The organism is Pseudarthrobacter sp. NPDC059871 (assembly GCF_042731175.1).
Lineage (GTDB): Bacteria > Actinomycetota > Actinomycetes > Actinomycetales > Micrococcaceae > Arthrobacter.
This window is the reverse complement of sequence record NZ_JBHWJV010000006.1, coordinates 197,760-218,996: the sequence shown is the minus strand read 5'-3', so window position 1 is coordinate 218,996 and position 21,237 is coordinate 197,760. Positions and strand designations below refer to the sequence as shown.

The window sequence follows — 21,237 nt, the reverse complement described above, 5'->3', positions numbered from 1 at the left end:
GAGTGCTACTTGGCGGGACGGGTGGCGTGCCCGCCAAACTGGTGCCGGAGTGCGGACACCATCTTCATGGCAGGCGAGCTGTCCTCGCGGGACTCAAAACGGGCGAAGAGCGCTGCCGTGATCGCGGGAGCCGGGATGGCGTTGGCGATGGCTTCCTCAACGGTCCAGCGGCCCTCGCCGGAGTCCTCCACGTAGTCATCGATGTTATGCAGGCCGGGGTCCTCTTCCAAGGCCTTGACCAGGAGGTCGAGCAGCCACGACCGGACCACAGTACCTTTTTGCCAGGCGCGGAAAGTGCCGGGGAGGTCGCTGATGATGTCTTTCGAAGCGAGCAGCTGGTATCCCTCGGCGTATGCCTGCATCAGGCCGTACTCGATGCCGTTGTGGACCATCTTGGCGTAATGGCCCGCGCCAACGCCGCCCACATGGACGAAGCTGTCTGCGCGATCACCTTCCGGACGCAACGCATCGAAGACCGGCAGGGCCAGTTCCACATCCGCAGCGTCGCCGCCGGCCATCAGGCCATAGCCGTTCTGCAGGCCCCAGACGCCGCCGGAAACACCGCAATCCACGAACCGGATGCCTTTTCCGGCGAGGAGTTCACCATGTTTCTGGTCCTCGGTGAAACGGGAGTTTCCGCCGTCAATCACCAGGTCCCCCTGGTCCAGTTTGTCCGCGAGTTCGGTGATGACTGCATCTGTGACTGCGCCAGCGGGAACCATCACCCAGATCAGCCGCGGTGCGGGAACGGCGGCCAGGAGCTCATCGACAGTAGCCACGTCGGTCACATCGGGGTTCCGGTCGTAACCCGTGACCTCGATGCCGCCATTGCGCAGCCGCTCACGCATGTTGAATCCCATTTTGCCAAGGCCGATCAGTCCAATGTGCATGGTGGAACTCTTTTCTGGGCTAGTGGGTGGCGGTGGTTGGGGCCCCATAGGCGAGGGTCCAGGCCTGAGCCTGAGAAGGCTGGGAGCCGATGGGGACTAGTTGGGGAGACGAACCGGCATCACCAGGTACCGGTAGTCATCCTGGTCCTCGCCGTCGGCATCAGCCTGGGCGGTGATCATGGCCGGCTTGGGGGCTGACGTGAATGAGAACCGGACGAACTTGGTTTCAATCACGCTGAGGCCTTCCACCAGGTAGTGGGGGTTGAACGCCACGGTGATGTCGTCTCCGGAGAGCTGCGCTTCGAGTTCCTCGGATGCCTGGGCGTCTTCGCCGGTGCCTGCATCCAGGTTCAGCAGCCCGGCGGTGAACGCCAGGCGGACCGGGGTGTTGCGTTCAGCCACCAGGGACACACGGCGGACGGCTTCCACCAGTTCCTGGGTCTGGACCGTGGCGTGGATGGGCGTGGATTCCGGGAAAAGTGACCGGATCTTCGGGTAATCCCCATCCACCAGCAGGGACGTGGTGGTGCGTCCACCGCTTTCGAAGCCAATCAGGCGGGTGTCGTCATCGGACAGTGCCAGGCTGATGTCGCCGCTGTTGCCCAGTGTTTTGGCCACTTCGTTGAGGGTTTTGGCCTTTACCAGCGCACTGGTGGAGACGCCGGGAGTGACAGGCTTCCACGGTACCTCGCGCATCGCAAGACGGTAGCGGTCGGTAGCCAGCAGCGTGATGAGGTCGTCTTCGATTTCCATGCGCACCCCGGTGAGGATGGGCAGGGTGTCGTCCTTGCTGGCGGCAATGATCACCTGGGAAACGGCCTGTGCAAACGCATCACCGGGAACGGTGCCGCTGATGGCTGGAAGCGCGGGAAGCGGCGGGTATTCGGCCTCGGGCATGGTGGCGAGGTGGAAGCTGCTTCGGCGGCAGGTGAGAGTGACTTTGTTTCCGTCGGTTTCGACGTCGACGGGCGCCGAAGGCAGGCTTCGGCAGATATCCGCAAGGAGGCGGCCCGATACCAGGATGGTGCCCTCGTCACGAATATCGGCAGCAATCTCAAGGCGCGCCGACGTTTCGTAATCGAAGCTTGAAAGGCTGACGGTTCCGGCTTCTGCCTTGAGGAGCAGGCCGGAGAGGACTGGCACTGGCGGCCGCGGAGACAACGAGCGGGCTGTCCAGGTAACGGCTTCTGCCAGGACGTCCCGATCGACTCTGAACTTCACGGAGGGATGCCGCCTTTCATTGCTGCTGCCAAGTAGGCCGGAACCTCCGCAAGGGTGATTCCGGAAAATGATGCACCCGATTCCGGCAGGTGCATGGTCCGCGCTGAACGGAAACCACACAAAAACCCGGGGATGGGAGCGCTGCTGACAGCTTAGCCGGAAGATCCGGGATTAACCCATCCCCCAAAACCTCCCAGGCCCCTTCAGGGGGCCGATGGTCCCTGCACGGCACGAGGGGAAGGATCTTGTTGTTTGAGGGATTTTCAATTTTATGGGATTCGTAGTGTTAATAACTGCTGTGGAAACTGTGGATAACCCCGTCTCGCGGCGGAGATCCGCGGTTAAGCCCTGTTCACGGACTGTGAGTTAACTGGGTTTTAAACAGGGTGTGGATGGGGACAACCCAGAAGCCGGTTTTTAACGATCCACAGACGCCTTAAGGGTTTTAAGCCCATTAAGCGCGCTTGTCCCCTTAACTATCCACAGGCTTATCCACATGCACCTGTTAATAAGGTATAGATGCGGGGATCAGGAGTCGCGCTGCTGCTGCTTGATGCGGTTGGTCAGCTCCGTGACCTGGTTGTAGATCACACGCCGCTCGGCCATCAGTTCACGGATCTTCCGGTCTGCGTGGATGACTGTGGTGTGATCGCGGCCGCCGAGTTCCTGGCCGATCTTGGGGAGGGACATGTCCGTCAGTTCGCGGCAGAGGTACATGGCGATCTGCCGGGCGGTGACCAGTGTCCGGGTCCGGGACTTGCTGCAGAGCTCTTCCATGCTGAGTTTGAAGTAGTCAGCCGTCTGCTGGAGGATCTGGCCGGATGTGATTTCCTGGGCGCCGTCGTCGGTGATGAGATCCTTCAGGACCATTTCGGCCAGGGCAACATCCACGGGCTGCCGGTTCAGGCTGGCAAATGCGGTGACGCGGATGAGCGCGCCCTCAAGTTCGCGGATGTTGCTTGAGATCTTGGATGCGATGTACTCCAGCGCGTCGTCCGGGGCGGACAGTCCCTCGCTGAGGGCTTTCTTGCGGAGGATGGCGATGCGGGTTTCCAGTTCAGGGGGCTGGATGTCCGTCAGCAGGCCCCACTCGAAGCGCGACTTCATCCGATCCTCGAAGCCGGCAAGCAGCTTGGGCGGCTGATCGGAAGTGATCACCACTTGCTTGTTGTTGTTGTGCAGCGAGTTGAAGGTGTGGAAGAACTCTTCCAGCGTCCGGTCCTTGCCGGCCAGGAACTGGATGTCGTCAATGAGCAGGACGTCCACGTTCCGGTATGTGGTCTTGAAGCTGGCGCCCTCGTCGTCTCGGATCGAGTTGATGAAGTCGTTGGTGAACTCCTCGGAATTCACGTACCGAACCCGGATGCCGCTGTAGAGCCGGCGGGCATAGTGCCCGATCGCGTGCAGCAGGTGCGTCTTGCCCAGGCCGGAGTCGCCGTAAATGAACAGCGGATTGTAGGCCTTGGCAGGTGCTTCGGCGACGGCTACGGCGGCCGCGTGGGCGAAACGGTTGGATGAACCGATCACGAACGTGTCGAAGACATATTTGGGGTTGAGCCGGCCAAATTCGTGGGAGGTGCTCGGCAGCATGGGCTGCGGCTTCTGCTCGATCAGCTGGTCCTGCGCATAGGCAGGCTCAACCACGGGCTCAGGCTCTTTGTGGATGGGGACCAGATCGGTGTCGACGTCGATTGCGCACCTGATGTCCTCGGAGAAGACGTTGTGCAGGGCGTCGTCAAGGGCGTCCTTGACCTGCGTCTGCAGCACCTCGCGGGTGAGCTCGTTGGGAACGGCCACCAGGAGGGTGGATCCGATCAGGCCTTGGGCCTGGGCGAGGATGACAAAGCCACGCTGGCGCGGTGTTACCCGGTGGTCTTTCTCCAGCAGGCTGATAACGCGCCGCCAGGAACTTCCGACAGTATTGGCGTGGTTGGCTTCGTCTACTGTCATCAATCGGTTCCCTCAAAACTTGCTTTGCCCTGCATTACCTGCAGCCCCGGACCCGGAACCAAGATGCTGGCCCAGCTTCATCCACAGGGTTATGCACAGTCCGTGGATAATCGGCTACTGAGCCACTCTAGGGGATCAAAAGCCTAGAAGATAGCTGGGAAACTGCTTGTGGATAATTACACTGGTGTGGTTCGCTTTTGGCGCCTGTGAGCCACTTCATCCACAGGTGGTGGAGGGTAGTTAGACACAGCTGGGGATAGTGGTGGGGACCCCGCCCGGTTTGACTGCAGGGTCCAAATTGCCCTAACGTTGTGAAGTCCTTTGTGTCCGCTTTTTGGCCCCGACTGATTCTCCCAAGCGCACTGCGCCTGGGCAGCAGGGGGAAGCGTGCATATACAAAACTTAGCGTCGGCCAGTTCTTCCCCATCTTGATCGGGTGGACGCACCTTTGATCCACTGGAGTAACTAACGTGAGCAAGCGGACTTTTCAGCCGAATAACCGCCGTCGAGCCAAGAAGCACGGCTTCCGCCTTCGTATGCGTACCCGTGCCGGCCGCGCCATCTTGGCAGCCCGCCGTGGCAAGGGCCGCACCGAGCTGTCGGCTTAGATAACTGACTTGTCGGTAGATACCTTCCTTGCGAGTTTAAGGTGCTGGCCACCCGCAACCGCCTGAGGACTTCCACCGACTTTTCAACAACCGTACGTTCCGGTGTCCGCAATGGACGCCGGAACGTAGTGTTATATGCGGCAGCCATCGCTGCCGACGAACCCAGCCGGATCGGGTTCATCGTTTCCAAGAGTGTCGGGAACGCTGTGGTCAGGAACCTCGTTAAGAGGAGACTACGGGAAGCAGGTGCTGCGTCGCTGCGCGAACACGGCACCGGCCTCGCCATAGTGGTCAGGGCGCTGCCTGCGTCCGCTTCCGCCAGCTGGGACCAGCTGCTGGAGGACTATAACGCTGCACTTGAGTCGACGCTGAACCGACTGGCCGGCCGCCCTCGAAGGGCTGCTGCCAAGGGTTCGGCTGGTACAACACAGAAGGGGACACCGCGTGCCTAACGCCACCGCCGTCGTCGCCCATCTTCATCCTGTTCCCGCCGCCGTCCTGCTGTTTCTCTGGAACGCGCCCCGGAACATCCTCATTCTCCTGCTGAAGGCCTACCGCAAGGTGATTTCACCCTTGTACGGCCAGGTCTGCCGGTTTTTCCCTTCATGCTCGGCTTATGCCCTTGAAGCTGTCACCGTCCATGGCGCTGTTAAAGGAACCTGGCTGGCCGTTCGCCGCCTGGGCCGCTGCCACCCATGGAACGCCGGCGGAGTGGACCACGTCCCCGCCGGCAAGCGGGAATGGCCTGAAAACCAGACCCCCACAATTGTTGTGCTGAACAATCCGGACAGGTACCTGGTTGCTCGGACTGATGAAGAAGGCCGCAGTGCGGCCTGACGAATAGGGATAAGTATGGACTTTTTCGGAACAATCATGGCCCCGTTCAAGTGGCTGGTTTCCATCATCATGATTGGATTCCACGATGGGCTGAGCACCATCGGAATGCCCGCAGCGAACGGCTGGACCTGGACGCTGTCCATCATTGGGCTGGTGTTGGTGATCCGTGCCGCCCTGATCCCGGTGTTCGTCAAGCAGATCAAGGCCCAGCGCGGCATGCAGTTGCTGCAGCCTGACCTGAAGAAGCTGCAGGACAAGTACAAGGGCAAGACCGATCAGCTCTCCCGCCAGGCCATGGCGCAGGAGCAGATGGCCATGTACAAGAAGCACGGTACCAACCCGTTCTCGGCCTGCCTTCCCATGCTGATCCAGATGCCCTTCTTCTTTGCACTCTTCCAGGTGCTGTCGGGAATCTCCCAGGCCAAGGACCAGGGCAACGGCATTGGCGCCATGAGCCACGAGCAGGTTGTCGAGTTCGATGCGTCGAGCATTTTCGGAGCTCCGCTGTCGGCCTCCTTGCTGCACGGAGGCGGTGAGGGTAACCAGACTGCCGTCTGGATCCTCTCGATCGTAATGATCCTCGCCATGACAGCGTCGCAGTTCATCACCCAGAAGCAGATCATGGCCAAGAACATGTCTGAAGAGGCCATGGCCAGCCCGTTCATGCGCCAGCAGAAGATGATGCTGTACATCCTGCCCATCGTCTTCGGTGTGGGTGGCATTAACTTCCCCATTGGTGTCCTGATCTACTGGACCACCACCAACCTTTGGACGATGGGGCAGCAGTTCTTCGTCATCCGCCGGATGCCCACGCCGGGTTCGCCCGCCGCCAAGGCGCTTGCTGAACGTCGGGCCGCCAAAGGCCTGCCCGCGTTGTCCATCTTGACCGGAAAGAAGGACGCCGCCGCCGAGGCTGAGGCCGAAGCCGCGGCCGCGATCGCCGAAGCCAAGGGACAACGCGTACAGCCACAACGTAAGAACAGGAAGAAGAAGTAGATGTCAGCCGAGAGCACCGAACACGCCCTTTCCGAAGACGTGGTCGAGGACCGCGACGAGTCCGGCACTGCGGACAGTTCGCCCGTAAAATCTTCCGCTGCCAGCCGGCTGGAAGAAGAGGGCGACATCGCGGCTGACTACCTCGAGGAACTGCTGGACATCGCTGATATCGATGGCGATATCGACATCGAGGTCCGCAACGGCCGCACGTACATCTCCATCGTCGCCGAAGAGGAGACCGAAGGACTGGAGAGCCTGGTGGGTGAGGACGGTGAAGTCCTGGAGGCTCTGCAGGAACTGACTCGTCTTGCAGTTCTGTCTGCCACGGAAAGCCGCTCGCGCCTGGTGCTGGACATCAACGGTTACCGGCAGGAACGTACCGGCCACCTGCAGAAGATTGCCGAAGACGCTGCTGCATCGGTCAAGGAGTCCGGCAAGCCGGTCGCCCTTGAGCCCATGAGCGCCTACGAACGCAAGATTGTCCACGACGCCGTTGCCGACCTGGGACTCGTGAGCGAGTCCGAAGGCGAAGGCAACGGCCGTCATATCGTTGTATCCGCTGACTAGAGAATTGCTGCCGCTAACCATGGTTGACATCACGGCTGCCGAACTTCGGGCTGCTGAGAAGATTTTCGGCGATCGGCTGGATCTGGCAAAGCGCTACGTTGAGCACTTGGCAACCTCCGGAACTGAACGGGGCCTTATCGGCCCTCGGGAAATTCCACGTCTCTGGAGCCGCCACGTCCTCAACTGTGCCGTCATCGAAAGCGAGATTCCGCAGGGAAGCCACGTGGCGGACGTCGGAAGCGGTGCCGGGCTCCCGGGGCTGTGCCTGGCGATAGCCCGGCCGGATCTTGAACTAACCCTCATTGAACCCTTGGAACGCCGGGTAATTTGGCTCCAGGAAGTGGTTGATGACCTCGGCCTGGACAACGTCACGGTCATGCGCAGCCGCGCCGAGCTTGCCGTGGGCCAAGTCGAAGCCGACGTCGTGACTGCCCGGGCCGTATCTGCCCTGACAAACCTTGCCGGACTGACCATCCCCTTGCTTGCCGGCAAGGGCGAAGTGATCGCCATCAAGGGCCGCAGTGCCGGTGAAGAGATCGAAAAAGCCGCCAAGGCCATTCGGAAACTGGGTGGCGTGGAGACATCGGTACTCACTGTGGGTGACAACCTCCTGGAGGAGCCCACCACGGTAGTACGCATCGTTGTAAACAAGCCCCAAAAGAAGTCCTAGTAAGGGCCCGGTGACCTCGGTCTGCCGGGTGCAGCAGTTAGGCTAGACAACGGCAGCAAATTGGCTGAACGAGAGTGAGTGTGCCCCAGTGACAAGTAGTGAAGCCTCCACACAACGGATACCACCGTTTGTGACCCTGGGGTCCGCACGTTCTGTCTCTGGCCCCGTCAGTATTCCGGGACGAGGCGGAAACCACCCGAAGCCGGTTGCGAGCAACTCCTCCGCGGTACTTGTTTCACGTGAAACAACCGCTGCGGGTCGATCGAACGTTATCGACGCCATTGACGATTCCAGCCCCATTGCCCGCGAGCTCGCGCATGAGACCAAGCGCCGCGAAAAGCTGATGGGCCGCCGCCTGCCGCGACCCGAGAAGACCCGGATTTTCACCGTGTCGAATCAAAAGGGTGGTGTCGGCAAGACCACCACTACGGTGAACATCGCCGCCGCGCTGGCGGCTGCCGGGCTGAACGTGCTGGTCATCGACATCGACCCGCAGGGCAACGCTTCCACGGCCCTCGGCATCGAGCACCATGCCGACGTGGACAGCATCTACGACGTCCTCATCAACGACGTGGCGCTGGCAGATGTAGTGGCGCAGTGCCCCGACATGGAGAAGCTCATCTGCGCTCCTGCCACCATCCACCTCGCCGGGGCCGAGATTGAACTCGTGTCACTCGTGGCGCGCGAACAGCGGCTTCGCCGGGCCATCGATGTCTACGCCAAGACCCGGGAAAAGAACGGTGAGGAGCGGCTCGACTACATCTTCATCGACTGCCCGCCCAGCCTGGGTCTCCTGACAGTCAACGCGTTCTGCGCGGCCAATGAGGTCCTTATCCCCATCCAGTGCGAATACTACGCACTGGAGGGACTGAGCCAGCTGCTCAAGAACATTGAAATGATCCAGAAGCACCTGAACGCCGACCTGGTTGTTTCCACCATCCTGCTCACCATGTACGACGGCCGAACCAACCTTGCCGCCCAAGTTGCGGCCGAGGTCCGGACGCATTTCCCTGAGCAGGTGCTCTCCGCAGTGGTCCCCCGCTCGGTCCGCATCTCTGAAGCTCCCAGCTACCAGCAGACAGTCATGACGTATGACCCTTCCTCCAGCGGTGCCCTGTCCTACCTGGAAGCCGCTGCTGAAATAGCAGAACGCTAAAATCTTCAATACTGCATCGACCGGAGCCGGGACGGCTCTACCACTGGAGGGATTTACCCATGAGCGAGAAGCGACGGGGCCTTGGCCGCGGTCTTGGCGCGCTGATTCCTAGTTCGGGCGCGTCCAACGGTCAGGGCAACGGTGCCGCTGCGTCGCGTCCGGTGGATCTCTTCTTCCCGGAAGGCCGTAAGAAATCAGAGCCCGTTGAAACAGAAGGCACGGGCAAACCGGACGCTCCGTCAGTTGCAGCCCCACGTGAATCCGCGCCGGCCACGAAGAAGGTAGCCCCCGCGAAGGCTCCAGCGCCGAAAAAGCCTTCCGGCGCTGCGCGGGTAACAGGCAACACCTCAAAGAAATCCACAGCTGCTGCTGATGTTCCCGCGGTCGCGGATGCCGCATCAGCCGATGCGGATACAGTCCAGGCCCAGCCGACGTCCGTCACGCCGGCGGCGACTCCCGCCTCCGATGAGGCTCCCACTTGTCCCTCAACGGACAGTTCCCCGTCCGGTGACGAGGCCGATGTCCGCGCCTCTGACAACGGGGTTGACTTGGTGGAGGTGCCTGGCGCCCACTTCGCTGAAATTTCCGTTGCCGACATCCATCCCAACCGGAAACAGCCGCGTTCAGTCTTCGACGAAGATGATATGGCGGAGCTTGTTCACTCTGTTCGTGAAATAGGCGTCCTCCAGCCAATTGTTGTCCGTAAATCAACCGAAGAAGGTATCGAGCCGTATGAGCTTGTCATGGGCGAACGCCGGTGGCGGGCAGTGCAGGCAGCCGGCCTGGACACTATCCCGGCAATCGTCCGTGAAACGACTGACGATGACCTTCTTCGCGATGCCCTGTTGGAGAACCTGCACCGCAGCCAGTTGAACCCGCTCGAAGAGGCAGCCGCGTACCAGCAGTTGTTGGAGGACTTCGGGACAACGCATGAGCAGCTGGCCGACAAGATCGGCCGTTCGCGACCCCAGGTATCCAACACCCTGCGCCTTTTGAAACTCCCCCCGCTTGTACAGCGGCGGGTAGCGGCGGGTGTCCTCTCGGCCGGCCATGCGCGGGCACTGCTGGCCCTGCCAGACGCTGCTGCGATGGAGCGCCTGGCCCAGAAGATCGTCGCTGAGGGAATGTCTGTGAGGGCCACGGAAGAGGCTGTCACCCTGTACCAGGACCCGGCCACCCCGGCCAAGAACAATGTCCCCCGCCCCGGCGCGCGGCACGAACGCCTGGATTACCTTGCATCGTCTCTCTCCGACCGGTTGGACACGAACGTCAAGATTTCCTTGGGCGTCCGTAAGGGTAAGGTCAGCATCGAATTTGCCAGTGTTGAGGACTTGAACCGCATCATGGACGTTTTGGCGCCGGATTCGGCTAACTAGCTGTAGCAAATAACAGGAGGCTCGGTTCTTTGAACCGGGCCTCCTGTTTTGTCTCACCGTGAGTTCAGATGGAAAGATGCGCTCGGGCGGAACTTCCTGGCCGCCAATAGATCCGATCACCTGCTGTTGTGTTTGCGCGGACGGACTGGCACTCCTCGTTTGCGCACTGCGGCAGCGCTGTATCGGGGACAGGCGGGGTAGCCATACAGTTCATCGTCGATTCCACGAACCTGGTGCCGGTGAGTGCTGATCCTCTTGGCACCCGGGTGTTTCACGTGAAACACCACTCTTGTTCATAGGCGCAGTGCGTCGACTCCATGCTTTCTGCAGCAGACCATCGGCTGTTATGTAGATCCTGTGGAGTGAGTGTTTGAGTGCAGCCTGGATCATCGTGGTCTTAGGACAGCAGTCCTGCCCTGATAGGCGAAGTGTGAGAGTGGTCGAAAAAGTCAGTGCGCCGCCTTCCGCCGCCGGGAAGGAATCCACCCGCGCCGAATGCATCCACTAGCGATCGCGCAAGAGGCTCGCAGAAGATCCCTACGAAGCTCTTGGATGGAAGGCTGAATGTCATCTTCAAAGCTCCTGAGCCTCCCCGCCACGTGCGCCGGTGAATGCGTAGTCGGTTACGGAGACGCATTCCACGTAACCTCTGAAGGCTCCACCGTCCTCGAATCACAGTGAAGATGCGATCCCCGATACTCGCATCGGTGCCAAAGTCAGCAACCGGAGTACGGGGTAGAGTCGTGAGGCGACGGTGGTAGATCTCGATGCCGCAAATAGTCCGGAAGCAGCGATATCGTTCTGCTGGGTTTTCGATTGCTTCAGTGGTTCCCTTCAGTCGGTAAAGGCTGGAAATTGGATTCTTAGGGCCTGGCTAAGCGACTCTACTCGCGGATCTGGCGGCAGTCTCCGAGCTCAAGTCGATAGTACTATTCCCTATTGGGGCTCTTCCCGACGCTGCGTCCGGGTACGAATGTTGCGAGGGGCGGACTACGTCAATGGTAGGAGCTGTCTGCGTCCAGTACCGAAGTCCTAGATTCCGGCCGGGCCTGGTAGCCGCCCCCGGAACTTCGGTCCCAGGTACGGCTCCGAGAGCAGACCACGCGACCTAAGGGATGGTCGATACGGAGACTCCAGGAAGTACCCCACGGTGTTTCACGTGAAACACAGAATCTTGAGGAGTAGGTTCCCAGGGCCGTGAGTGATTGCGGTATGGCAAGCCTACTCGGAAACCCAGCTCCCACCCTGATGTTGGTGGTGAGTTGGAAGTCATGACCATGCTTGGCGTGAAACGGCGGCGTTCAGAGAATGAGGCGCCGACCATGGCTACTGACAGCGGGGCGGCATCTCTCAATGTCACATCGCCAGTGTCATACGGCGTAAGGGTGCCTGATGTTGTTGGGTCCGTGTTTCACGTGAAACAGAGACCGAACACTCGCCCTCTCACCGCATCAGGCATGAGGGCCTGGCCTCTGTTCCGCCGCGCCTTCTGGATCCCAAAAGGTGTAGCCTGTTACGCCCATCGCAGTGCTACCCCAGCTGATCCGGCCAAGCTCTAGACCATACGTGCGCCACGGTGCTGTCGATGCTCACGGCAACAGGCAACAGGCAACAGGCAACAGGCACCAGGCACCAGGCAACAGGCAATGGGCAGCAGGCAGCAAAAGGCACCCCCGGGCACCTGGGGCAGGGCGGCACCGTGACGGCCGGATAGCCTGCATGCTGCCCTCCTGGGGCGCCCTGGGGCCCTAGGCTTGCCTCAGCGAGCCCCACGGGCCCTCTCAGCTCCTCCGACGATAAGGTCTGCCGCGAACGTCGCAATGCAGAGAGTGCAGCATTGGCCTCACTCATCAGTCATCGAGTGCAAGACGGAGCACCTCTTGAGGCTGAGCTCCCGTTGTACAGGCTCCCGGCCGGGCGAGCGGGGCAGGATGTCAATGGTTGACGGTTCGAGCCAGTGGACAGAGCCCCAAAATAGACATCGGAGTGTAAGCCGAAGCTCCTCCTGGGTGCTCGGCCGATTGTCGTCTAATCTATAGCGATGTTGGGCCTTCCACTCCCCTGTTCCCCACGGCGTTCCACGTGCCGTCGGCCCTGCGCTGCGGACGATGTGCTCCAACTTCCCGGCCTCAGGAGCGAGCTCTCGGTCTGAGGGGGTGTTCCAGGATCCTACGGCTCTATCGAGCAACACGAGCATACTCGTGATCAATCCTGGGACCGTGCACAGATCGTTGAGCTAAGCCTCGTGATGCACAGGAGCCGCGACGGAGACAATAGGCGGGAGCCGCGGCGGGTCACTGCCAGTCCACCTCTACAACGGTGGTAGTCGTTTTGGCCAAGTCTCTGTCGGGGCTGAGGGCTGCATCAGGATGGGAAAGTTGGCTCACTTTCAATCCACATTCGGCGGTGGATAAGCCTGTGGATAACGTTGTGGACAGCTCTGTGGACAAGACCGGGCTTCGTCGTCGCAAACGTGTTCCTGTCGTGGATTGTCGGACGGCTTCTCGCGAGCGTCCGGCGCCGAACGATGGATAGTTTCACGTGAAACTAGACATGCAGTTGAGGCTCCATAAAGAGACGCCTGATGGAGTGTGTTTTGCGCCGAGAGTAGCCTCAATACGGGTGATCTCGCTGATCTCGGTGCATCACTGCCCTGAGCCGATAGGGGGCACTAGACCCGTAAAAGTCGTCGGTCATTGGTGGCTATTCCCGTTGCCCGGCTGACGGTACTTCCGGCGGTCTGGTAGGCCCCTGTGACGCTGGGAGGAGGGTGTGGATATGTCTGTGGATAGCAAGCACGGAGCCTGTGGATAAACTTGTGGGAAAGAACACACGCCTGGTCGTGTGCTTGCGCCCGCCGGCCGATGCGTCCGCTGACCGGAACTGCCCTCCTCGTGGCGGACGGACGGAAATTTGAACGCTGCGATCGCCGTTAAGTCTTGTGGTTTGCTGAGCAAGTACCTGTCTCTTGCCAGGCGTGCGGCTCTTCTATCGATTCGTCCGGCATGGCGTTGTGGGCGACCTCCCGGTCCAATGGGGTGTGGTGAGGACCTTGCGAGCTCGCCCGCATACGGCACTCACGCCCCTCTCCCGTGGGCCGCTACTCCGGGTACACGTGGCGAAGTTTGAGCTGGTGAGCTGCTGTTCGGTGGGGGGACGTGAACCTGCGGGACCGTGGCACCCGGCTGTACAGCGAAGTGGTCTCAGCTGGCACTTGGAGAGTTGTCCTGGATGCAGGCAAGTAATCTCGGTGGAGTCGCAGTACGGCCGCTCTTCTAGTACGCACCACTCCCTGTTAGGCCCTTGCTCGGGGGCATTAGTCGTCCGACAGCATGTTGGTTGACCTGATCGGGCAGTCTGCTGGTACTACCCAGGGAAGCTCGTAAGGTGCGCCAAGTTTTAGAGTAATGCGATTGTGTGCCCCGTGTTCCGGTGACTGGGTCATGGGGGGATGGAGTGAGGCAGGAATCTCGAGGTTTCGGAGTCCCATACCGCAGAGTCGCTGTGGCGTGGAGCTCTCGAATGGCGTCGATTTCCTCCCACCGATGTAGGGACAGAGCGATGTGGCACTGCTTTTGGTGCCCGTCTGGCTGGTAAACAGTCTGCTGCAGCTCCCCCATTTGGAATCTGGCTGTCGGCGTACTGGCACTCTCAGTGTCCGTCCCGTGGTCATCTGTGAGATTTACGAGCGAGTCGCTCGCTGCGCCGTTGATGACTTCGATTCACCTCCAACCAAGCACCTCAACAGTATTAGTAGTTGGGCCGGTGGTGATTCATGCACCGAGAATGGCTCCGCTCGTTTCGTAGCGTCCATCCTCTCTGGTCTTGATCCGCCGCGGAGACATGTTTCACGTGAAACGCGTGCTATCGGGTACCAAGACCGAGGACCCGCATGCTGGGAATACTGGGTCAGTGCGGGGCCTCTGTTTCACGTGAAACATTCGATGACCTCCTCGGCGTGGCCGTGTAAGTCCCCGACGCTCTGGACAGGCTTGCGGGTTGGATGTGGTCGCCCTATGTGTAACTGCCCTGCAAGTACTGAGACAGCACCAGATGTCTCAGTACTGAGGGGCTACCAAGGTCAACGCGCAGGAACGCGGTAGTGGCGGGTGTAGGAAGCGGATGTATGGCCGTCCGATTCGTATCGGTGTTTCACGTGAAACGTACCTGATGAACAGCCGCTGCCAGAGGAGCCATGAGGATTCTTTGTCTCGATCACGACGGCCTGGGCGGATCACGAGCGCAGATGCTGTGGGAATCCGCGTTGCCAACCGTAGAGCACCCATATTGCAGCTCTACGAGAGTGGCTGAGTATGGGAGGTTGGTCGATGGGTCTTGTTGACGTTGGCGCACCGCTCTGCCTCATGGAGGGTGACGGAACAATCTTCGTCAGTCGTCGCCAGGTGTAACCGGGCGACTGGTGGGCTCCTCAGGCGGCCATTGATCAGCACTGTTGAGGGCTGCCATATGATCGGAGGCCTCAAGAAGTACGTCATTGGATTGCATAGCCCTAGCCAACTCCGATTGCGCTGCCGGCACAACGGTTGCCAAGCCGCCGAGGTACCTGCGTCGGTCGCATCATCGCGTGAGCACCTGCAGACTCAACCGTCCTTCTCTACGGAACGGACAAATACTACTCGCACTCAATGGGCTGTCGTTTAGAGCCTCAGCACGAGACCAGGCTCATTCCGCGGCATGGGCAGGCACGACGCATCACACGCCATAGATGATGTGCATTGTAGGATTCCAATTGCCCGGGATCTGGGGAGCTGGCTGGGGAGGGACTGTCCACGCGGTCACTGTGAAGGTCGTCTTCGATGGGCGGGGTTGGTCCGGTGGGCTGCTAGATGCGCCATCGCCAATACCTATAGGCAAATCCGCCCCAATCTTCGCAGGGGATGTTTGTGGCCCGAACCCGTTCGCTGCCTGTGTAGATGTTTCACGTGAAACGCGACGCACCGCCCCTTGCTAAGGAGATTCAGCCTCAATCGCAGGGCGGTCAGATGTTGATACGCTTTCCGCTGACCAATGATTGTCGCAATGTAAGACTTCCACGCGCGGAACAAAGAGCTGGACGTGCAGACTAGCGCGTGGCACCAGCAGTCCAGCATTGTGGGTTGATTTCCATTCGTCACTGTCATGGCGCCCCTGCCGTACTTCTAGGGGTGGAGAGGGTCGCTGTTTCGCGACCGCGACCCCGGCAGCGCCTGCCGGAGGAGTCCAATCGAACATGGAGCAATCTCGGTGATGTTTCACGTGAAACGCCACCCATTGAACGACAGTTCTCCAGATAGCCGGTGGTGGTCCATTCAGGTATGCAACTTCAGGAGGCAGCGAATTACCATGTCCGTTGCTCCTCGAAGCTAAAATAGGATGATCGAGTAAAAGAGAGTGGCCACCGCCAAAGGGCGATGGCCACTCAAGAAGGTATCAACTCCCATTACAGGGAGTAAACAGCCTAGGAAAGAACGTCAGCAAATTCCTTTTCGAAGAACTGCTTCGGCTTTGCACCGATGACAGTGTTCTTCACTTCGCCGCCCTGGAAGAGGTAGACGGCAGGGATGGAGGTGATGCCGTACTCGGCAGCGATGGCGGGGTTGTCATCGACGTTTACCTTGACGACGTCAACCTTCTCGCCGTACTCCACGGAGATCTCATCAAGGATGGGACCCAGCTTGCGGCAGGGACCGCACCACTCTGCCCAGAAGTCCACGATAACCGGCTTCTCCGAAGACAGTACGTCGGTGCCGAAACTTGCGTCAGTTACGTCTTTAGCGTTGCTCATAGCCACTCTTTCTTCTCGGTATGTTTTTCGTCAGTGCCTAGGCGGGAAGGTCCGCCAGGTAGTGTTCTACGTCGATTGCGGCCACGCAGCCCGAACCGGAGGCGGTGATCGCCTGCCGGTAGGTGGGGTCCACGACATCGCCGGCAGCGAAGACGCCGGGGATGCTGGTCTTGGAGCTCCTCCCCTGGACGGCGATGGTGCCTTCCGGAGTGAGGTCGAGGACGTCCTTCACCAGGTCGGTCCGGGGGTCATTGCCGATGGCAACGAACACACCCGTAACAGCGAGGTCAGTAACGCTGCCGTCCACCAGGTTCTTCAACTTCAGCGAGGTGACTTTCGATTCGCCGACGACGTCTTCCACAGTGCTGTTCCAGATGAACTTGATCTTGTCGTGGGCCAGGGCGCGGTCCGCCATGATCTTGGATGCCTTCAGGGAATCGCGGCGGTGCACCACGGTCACGGACCTGGCGAACTTCGTGAGGAAGAGAGCCTCCTCCATGGCGGAGTCGCCGCCACCAATGACGGCGATATCCTGGTCCTTGAAAAAGAAACCGTCGCAGGTTGCACACCAGCTCACACCGTGGCCTGACAGCCGCTTTTCGTTGGGCAGGCCGAGCTCGCGGTAGGCGGAACCAGTCGAGAGGATGATGGAGCGTGCCTTGAAGGTCTCCCCCGTTGCGATGGTGACCGTCTTGACAGCACTTTCGAGGTCGAGGGCGGTGACGTCCTCAAACTGGATCTCGGTTCCGAAGCGGGTGGCTTGCTTTTCGAAGTTTTCCATCAGGTCAGGACCCATGATGCCCTCGGGGAATCCCGGGTAGTTTTCCACGTCGGTGGTGTTCATGAGCTCGCCGCCGGCGGTTACCGAGCCTGCGAACAGCAGGGGCTTGAGGTTGGCACGGGCAGTGTAGACGGCTGCCGTGTAACCCGCCGGGCCTGAGCCGACAATGATGACATCACGTACTTCGGACGCGGTGGTTTCTGCGATGGTCACTGAACGGTGAACCTCTTCCTTGTTCGACGCGCCTCCGTGTGGAGGCCGGCCACATGGCACAACTGCTTCTGAATGCTGAATATTCCGGCGTCCGGGCAGAGAAGATCACAGACAGACGGAATGGAGCTATCTCAGCAGGACGCTCTTTCCAGATTACAGTGCGTGTCCGGACTGGGACGCAGAGGTTACCGTGACCGGCTACTGAACCTTGATCTCGGCGAGGCGGAGGCCGTAGCCGTACCGGGTCTTGGGTGCTGCGAGCTTGGGAAGCGCATTGATTGCGACGATGACGTACTGGGCCTTGACGGGTTCAGCCAGCGGCAGGTTCAGGTCACCGGAGGTGAAGCTGTTGGTTCCCACGGACTTGGCGCCATCAAGCGATGGCCGGTCGTTGGTGTAGACGGTCATGCTTCCGCCCGATCCCCCAAGCTGCGAGAGCGTGATGGAGGAAACGGTGGCGGCACTCTTCAGTTTGACCGCAAGCGTCACGCCGTCGGGAGCGAGTCCGCCCCAGTTCTCGGTGGCGAATTCCATGTCCGACCAGTAGCTGGCGGCGTTGCCGTCATAGGCCTTGACCAGGTCGCCGTCGAAGGTGGCAGCAAAGTCGAAGTTACCCTGGCGGGTCACACTTTCAATCGCCGGAGGAACTGCTGGTGCGGCGGACGTAGGCGCCTGCGTGGGAGCTGCCGACGCCTCGGGAGCACCAGTTGTAGCTGCGGGTGCGGGGCTTCCGGCCTGCGGCTGCGTGAAGAGGCTGCCCAGGTTTGTCACGGCAAAAATCAGTCCGGCAATGAGGACAACTGCCAGGAGTCCGCCAACGAGCCACCGCATGGACCGCGGTTCACGCCCTGCGTCGTCCTGGTCGTCGTCGTAGTCATCGCGGTCGTCGTCATCATCGCCGCGACCGGCGAAGGACGCGCCAGCGGCGGCCGGTGCTGCTGCCCTGGCGAAGAGTGCGCCCCTCTTGTTGGCCGGCGCGCGCTCCTCAACCGGCTCTTCCTCGTACTGGTAGTCGTAGTCGTCCTGGGTGTCCGCCTGCGCGTAGTCGTCGTCGGACCACAGGGAAACCTTCGGGCGCCCGGATTCAGAGGCCCCGGTAGGCCCGCTACCGGTGGTTTCGGGGGCGGAACGGCCTGCAGACGGCTGCACGGGATGAGCGGCAGTGGCTTCGGGGTCAGCCGGCGCAGAAGCCGGCGCCCGGCCAGCAGCCCCCGTTCCACGAGCACCCGCGGCCGCACCGGCAACACCCGCGGCCGCGCCAGCAGCCCCAGCACCGGCGGCAGCAGCAGCGCCGGAACCGTTGTTGCGGGCGGCGGCAGGTGCAGCATTCGGTGCCGCGGCGGGACGCACTGGAGGCTTGGGCGGCGCAGCAGGAGCATCCCGGTAGGGATCCACCTGGCTGGGGTGCGTCTCCGAGTAATTGATGTAGCCGGCCTCGACGTTTTCTTCGTCGTCATACGGTTCCGGCTCGTACGAGCGGGCCTGGCCGAAGATCTCGCTGCCCAGCGTGTCGGTGAAGAACGGCTCCACATAGGGCGGGTTGGAAGCCACCACGAGGTCCAGCAGGTCTGCGGCGGACGTGTGGTTGGTAATGAGGTACGTGGCGGCCTCGGTGACACCAAGATCCAGCACCTGTACGGTGCCGGGGCGTTCGCCGGTGGCTACTTCGCGTGCGCTCTGGGCCACCTGTTCGGTGTTCTGGGGTCCGGCAACCAGGATGCTGACCGGGCGGTTGAGGACCTGGTCCACACCATCCAGCACCAGATCGTGGTCATGAGAGGTCAATACCGTGGTGGTGACCTTGTAGCGGCCGCCCAGTACTGATCCGACATCGATCGGGTTGGACACGTGTTCCTCCTAGATTTTCCGGGATTTCCGGCATGGATGACCCTGCCGTCCGCGGACGGCAGGATGGCTGTCTCCCGGATACAACTTCCCCCTGTACCTCTCCGATCCTAGCCGATTGAGGGTGGGCGGCTGCGGAGAACGAAGCGCCGAAACAGCCTCAAAGTCACTTTTTCCGGGGGCGCCGGTGGCTGAAATAGGGGTTCTGGCCCGCCTTGCCCTGGAAAGTGCGCCGGCCCGGCAACGGAATTTGCTCGCGGAGCAATCCGCCGCGCGCGGTGCTGGACTGGTCCTCTCCAGGCAGGTAGCTGTCGTCGTCCGGTCCCGAGGCGCCGTCGTCGTAATGCGCGCTGGAGGGCTCCCGCTCAGGCTCCGGACCTGCCCTGAACTGCACGGCATCAAACTCACCGGAAATCCGGGGAATGAGGCCCGTATCCACCGAGGTGGTTGCACGGGCGGGACGCTCCGCTGCCGGCCCGGCTTCCACTGAGGGGGTGCCCTCGGGAGCGGACGACGGCGGGACCCCGCCCGCCGCAGCGGGCGCCACTTGGCCACCACGTCCAAGCCGTCCCAGCAGGGGCCGCAGCATGTCCGTCAGCTCGGAGACGCGGAACAGCCGGAGGAGCAGGAAGTACACAGCCAGCATCACTGGCCCCACGACGGCAAGCGTCACGAGTGCCTGGAGTCGCCCGCTCCAGGCGAAGCCGTCCGGGCTGTAGCTGCCCATCAGCCACAGCGCACCAGCGCCCGCGATCGCCGCACCCAGGGCGGCGTAGCCCATGCGGATGTAGGCGTTGGCAATCCGCGGACCGTCCAGGCTGCCGAGGAGGCGCCGCAGGAAGAACGCGCTGATCACCACGGAGAGGATATTGCCCACCATGTACAGGACGGCGATCGCGTAGATGATCTGGCCCACCGGCATGAACTGGATGGCAAAGGCGCCCACCACGTAGACCACCGCCAGCAGCAGCTGGACGTAGAACGGGGTGCGCGCATCCTCATTGGCGTAGAAGACACGGGACATCATGAAGTTGGCACTCATGAAGGGGGTGCTGAGGGCCAGGATCGTGAGCGTCTGGGCCAGCATTACGCCGTCGTTGCGCGAGCCGCCGGAGAAGAACATGCCCAGCGGCCCGGCCAGGGCAAAGAGTGCCAGGGCACCGAAGACAGTGGCGACGGCCATGGTCCGCAGCCCGTGGGAGAGGGCATCCCGCAGCTCCGCCCGGTTGCCGTCCTGGGAAGCCCGGGTCATCCGGTTGAAGAGGACCGTGGCCAGGGACAGGGCGATGATCGAGTGCGGCAGCAGGTACAGCTGGCTGGCCACCTCCAGCACGGCGTTGCCGGGCAGCATATCCGCGGCTGGATTGTCCGCCTCCGCGAGGCGGAGGCGTTCGGCACCCGGAATCGTGGCGATACGCATGACATACAGGAAGGCGAGCTGCCCGACGGCGGCCGTCAGCAGGGTCCACACGCTCAGCTTGGCTGCCTGGCCCAGTCCCACGCCTCGCCAGCCGAACCGGGGGCGGAGGCCAAGCTTGAGGCGGAAGACCGGGATCATCAGGATGGCCGTCTGGGCCAGCACACCGATGGTGGAGAACCCTGCAATGAACAACGTCTGAGTTGACCCCCAGTTGGCCAGGGTGTGCGGGCTGAACTCGTTGGTGCCAAAAATCCAGATGAACATCCCCAGGCCGGCAATAGCCACCAGGTTGTTCAGGATGGGCGCCCACATGGCAGGCCCAAAAGCCCCGTTGGCATTGAGGACCTGGGTGAGGAGGGCATACAGGCCGTAGAAGAAGATCTGTGGAAGGCACCAGAACGCGAAGGTGACGGCCAGGGCCTTCTGCTGCGGACTGTATCCCTGCGTGGTGACGTCGATGACCAGAGGCGCGGCCAGCGTCACCAGTGCCGTCAGGCCCAGCAACAGCAGGACTGCAAGGGTCAGGAGGCGGCTGATGTAGTCCGCTCCCCTGTCCGGAGCCTTGCTGGCCTTGATGATCTGCGGCACCAGGACCGCGTTGAAGACACCGCCGGCCACCAGCAGGAAGATCAGGTTGGGCAGGTTGTTCGCGTTGATGAACGTGTCGTTGACCGTGGAGCCGAGGCCGAGGGCCGTTCCGAGCATCCAGGTCTTGCCGAAGCCCAGGAACCGGGACACCAGGGTGCCGGCGGCCATGATGGCGCTGGACCGGGTTTCGCTGGCTCCTGAAGAGGCTGGCGCGGTGGCCGGAGCCGCGGGTTCTTCGGGGAGGCCTTCCGGCGCGGCATTGCCGGTCCGGCCCGCTTTGTCGGAAGGAAAGTTGGTAGCTGACATCGAGTTCATCGTCTCACCCGGAGGCGCT

Annotated in this window: 16 protein-coding genes; 9 read left to right on the top strand and 7 right to left on the bottom strand. The window is 61.3% G+C overall.

All coding sequences use genetic code 11. The annotated features are described in order from the left end of the window. Nucleotides 1-5 precede the first annotated feature (5 nt). The 3 genes from gnd to dnaA form a co-directional block, all read right to left on the bottom strand. Nucleotides 6-890: a phosphogluconate dehydrogenase (NAD(+)-dependent, decarboxylating) gene (gnd, locus tag ACFV4R_RS10440; RefSeq protein ID WP_377202453.1), complete on the bottom strand. Its 885-nt coding sequence runs from the start codon at nt 888-890 to the stop codon at nt 6-8. A gap of 96 nt (nt 891-986) precedes the next feature. Further along, a complete protein-coding gene (dnaN, locus tag ACFV4R_RS10435; RefSeq protein WP_045731249.1) occupies nt 987-2,111 on the bottom strand; it encodes a DNA polymerase III subunit beta in 1,125 nt (374 codons plus the stop codon). Nucleotides 2,112-2,639: 528 nt separating this feature from the next. Further along, entirely contained in the window at nt 2,640-4,061 is a 1,422-nt protein-coding gene (gene dnaA / locus ACFV4R_RS10430; protein ID WP_056080258.1) for a chromosomal replication initiator protein DnaA, read from the bottom strand. 470 nt (nt 4,062-4,531) lie between these two features. Between dnaA and rpmH the strand changes: the two genes are divergently transcribed. From rpmH to ACFV4R_RS10385, 9 genes are all read left to right on the top strand, one after another. Beyond that, nucleotides 4,532-4,669 (top strand): 50S ribosomal protein L34, encoded by a 138-nt coding sequence (gene rpmH / locus ACFV4R_RS10425; protein ID WP_003800212.1) that lies wholly within the window; start codon nt 4,532-4,534, stop codon nt 4,667-4,669. Nucleotides 4,670-4,710: 41 nt separating this feature from the next. Next, entirely contained in the window at nt 4,711-5,121 is a 411-nt protein-coding gene (gene rnpA / locus ACFV4R_RS10420; RefSeq protein ID WP_377202452.1) for a ribonuclease P protein component, read from the top strand. Further along, nucleotides 5,114-5,506, top strand: coding sequence for a membrane protein insertion efficiency factor YidD (gene yidD / locus ACFV4R_RS10415; RefSeq protein ID WP_377202451.1), 393 nt, complete (start codon nt 5,114-5,116; stop codon nt 5,504-5,506). Before rnpA ends, yidD begins: the two co-directional genes overlap by 8 nt. Before the next feature lie 15 nt (nt 5,507-5,521). Continuing rightward, nucleotides 5,522-6,502 (top strand): membrane protein insertase YidC, encoded by a 981-nt coding sequence (gene yidC / locus ACFV4R_RS10410; RefSeq protein WP_377202450.1) that lies wholly within the window; start codon nt 5,522-5,524, stop codon nt 6,500-6,502. After that, complete coding sequence (locus ACFV4R_RS10405) at nt 6,503-7,069, top strand: protein jag (protein ID WP_377202449.1); 567 nt, start codon at nt 6,503-6,505, stop codon at nt 7,067-7,069. A 19-nt stretch (nt 7,070-7,088) separates the two neighbouring features. Next, nucleotides 7,089-7,739 carry a 16S rRNA (guanine(527)-N(7))-methyltransferase RsmG gene (gene rsmG, locus ACFV4R_RS10400; RefSeq protein ID WP_377202448.1) on the top strand — a complete coding sequence of 217 codons (651 nt, stop codon included), beginning with the start codon at nt 7,089-7,091 and terminating at the stop codon, nt 7,737-7,739. 88 nt (nt 7,740-7,827) lie between these two features. Continuing rightward, nucleotides 7,828-8,895 (top strand): ParA family protein, encoded by a 1,068-nt coding sequence (locus ACFV4R_RS10395; protein WP_377202447.1) that lies wholly within the window; start codon nt 7,828-7,830, stop codon nt 8,893-8,895. A gap of 59 nt (nt 8,896-8,954) precedes the next feature. Continuing rightward, nucleotides 8,955-10,271: a ParB/RepB/Spo0J family partition protein gene (locus ACFV4R_RS10390; RefSeq protein ID WP_377202446.1), complete on the top strand. Its 1,317-nt coding sequence runs from the start codon at nt 8,955-8,957 to the stop codon at nt 10,269-10,271. 1,585 nt (nt 10,272-11,856) lie between these two features. Beyond that, on the top strand, nt 11,857-11,985 hold the full coding sequence (locus ACFV4R_RS10385; protein ID WP_377227108.1) for a hypothetical protein: 129 nt from the start codon (nt 11,857-11,859) through the stop codon (nt 11,983-11,985). Between the two features lie 3,744 nt (nt 11,986-15,729). Here the strand turns inward: ACFV4R_RS10385 and trxA are convergent. The 4 genes from trxA to murJ all read right to left on the bottom strand — a co-directional run bounded on the left by trxA (nt 15,730) and on the right by murJ (nt 21,209). Then, complete coding sequence (gene trxA / locus ACFV4R_RS10380; protein ID WP_015939073.1) at nt 15,730-16,056, bottom strand: thioredoxin; 327 nt, start codon at nt 16,054-16,056, stop codon at nt 15,730-15,732. 37 nt (nt 16,057-16,093) lie between these two features. After that, complete coding sequence (gene trxB, locus ACFV4R_RS10375) at nt 16,094-17,050, bottom strand: thioredoxin-disulfide reductase (RefSeq protein WP_377202445.1); 957 nt, start codon at nt 17,048-17,050, stop codon at nt 16,094-16,096. Nucleotides 17,051-17,248: 198 nt separating this feature from the next. Continuing rightward, complete coding sequence (locus tag ACFV4R_RS10370) at nt 17,249-18,898, bottom strand: ABC transporter substrate-binding protein (protein ID WP_377202444.1); 1,650 nt, start codon at nt 18,896-18,898, stop codon at nt 17,249-17,251. 163 nt (nt 18,899-19,061) lie between these two features. Continuing rightward, the gene (gene murJ / locus ACFV4R_RS10365) at nt 19,062-21,209 is read right to left on the bottom strand and encodes a murein biosynthesis integral membrane protein MurJ (RefSeq protein ID WP_377202443.1); all 2,148 of its coding nucleotides are present in this window, start codon (nt 21,207-21,209) and stop codon (nt 19,062-19,064) included. Nucleotides 21,210-21,237: the final 28 nt, after the last annotated feature.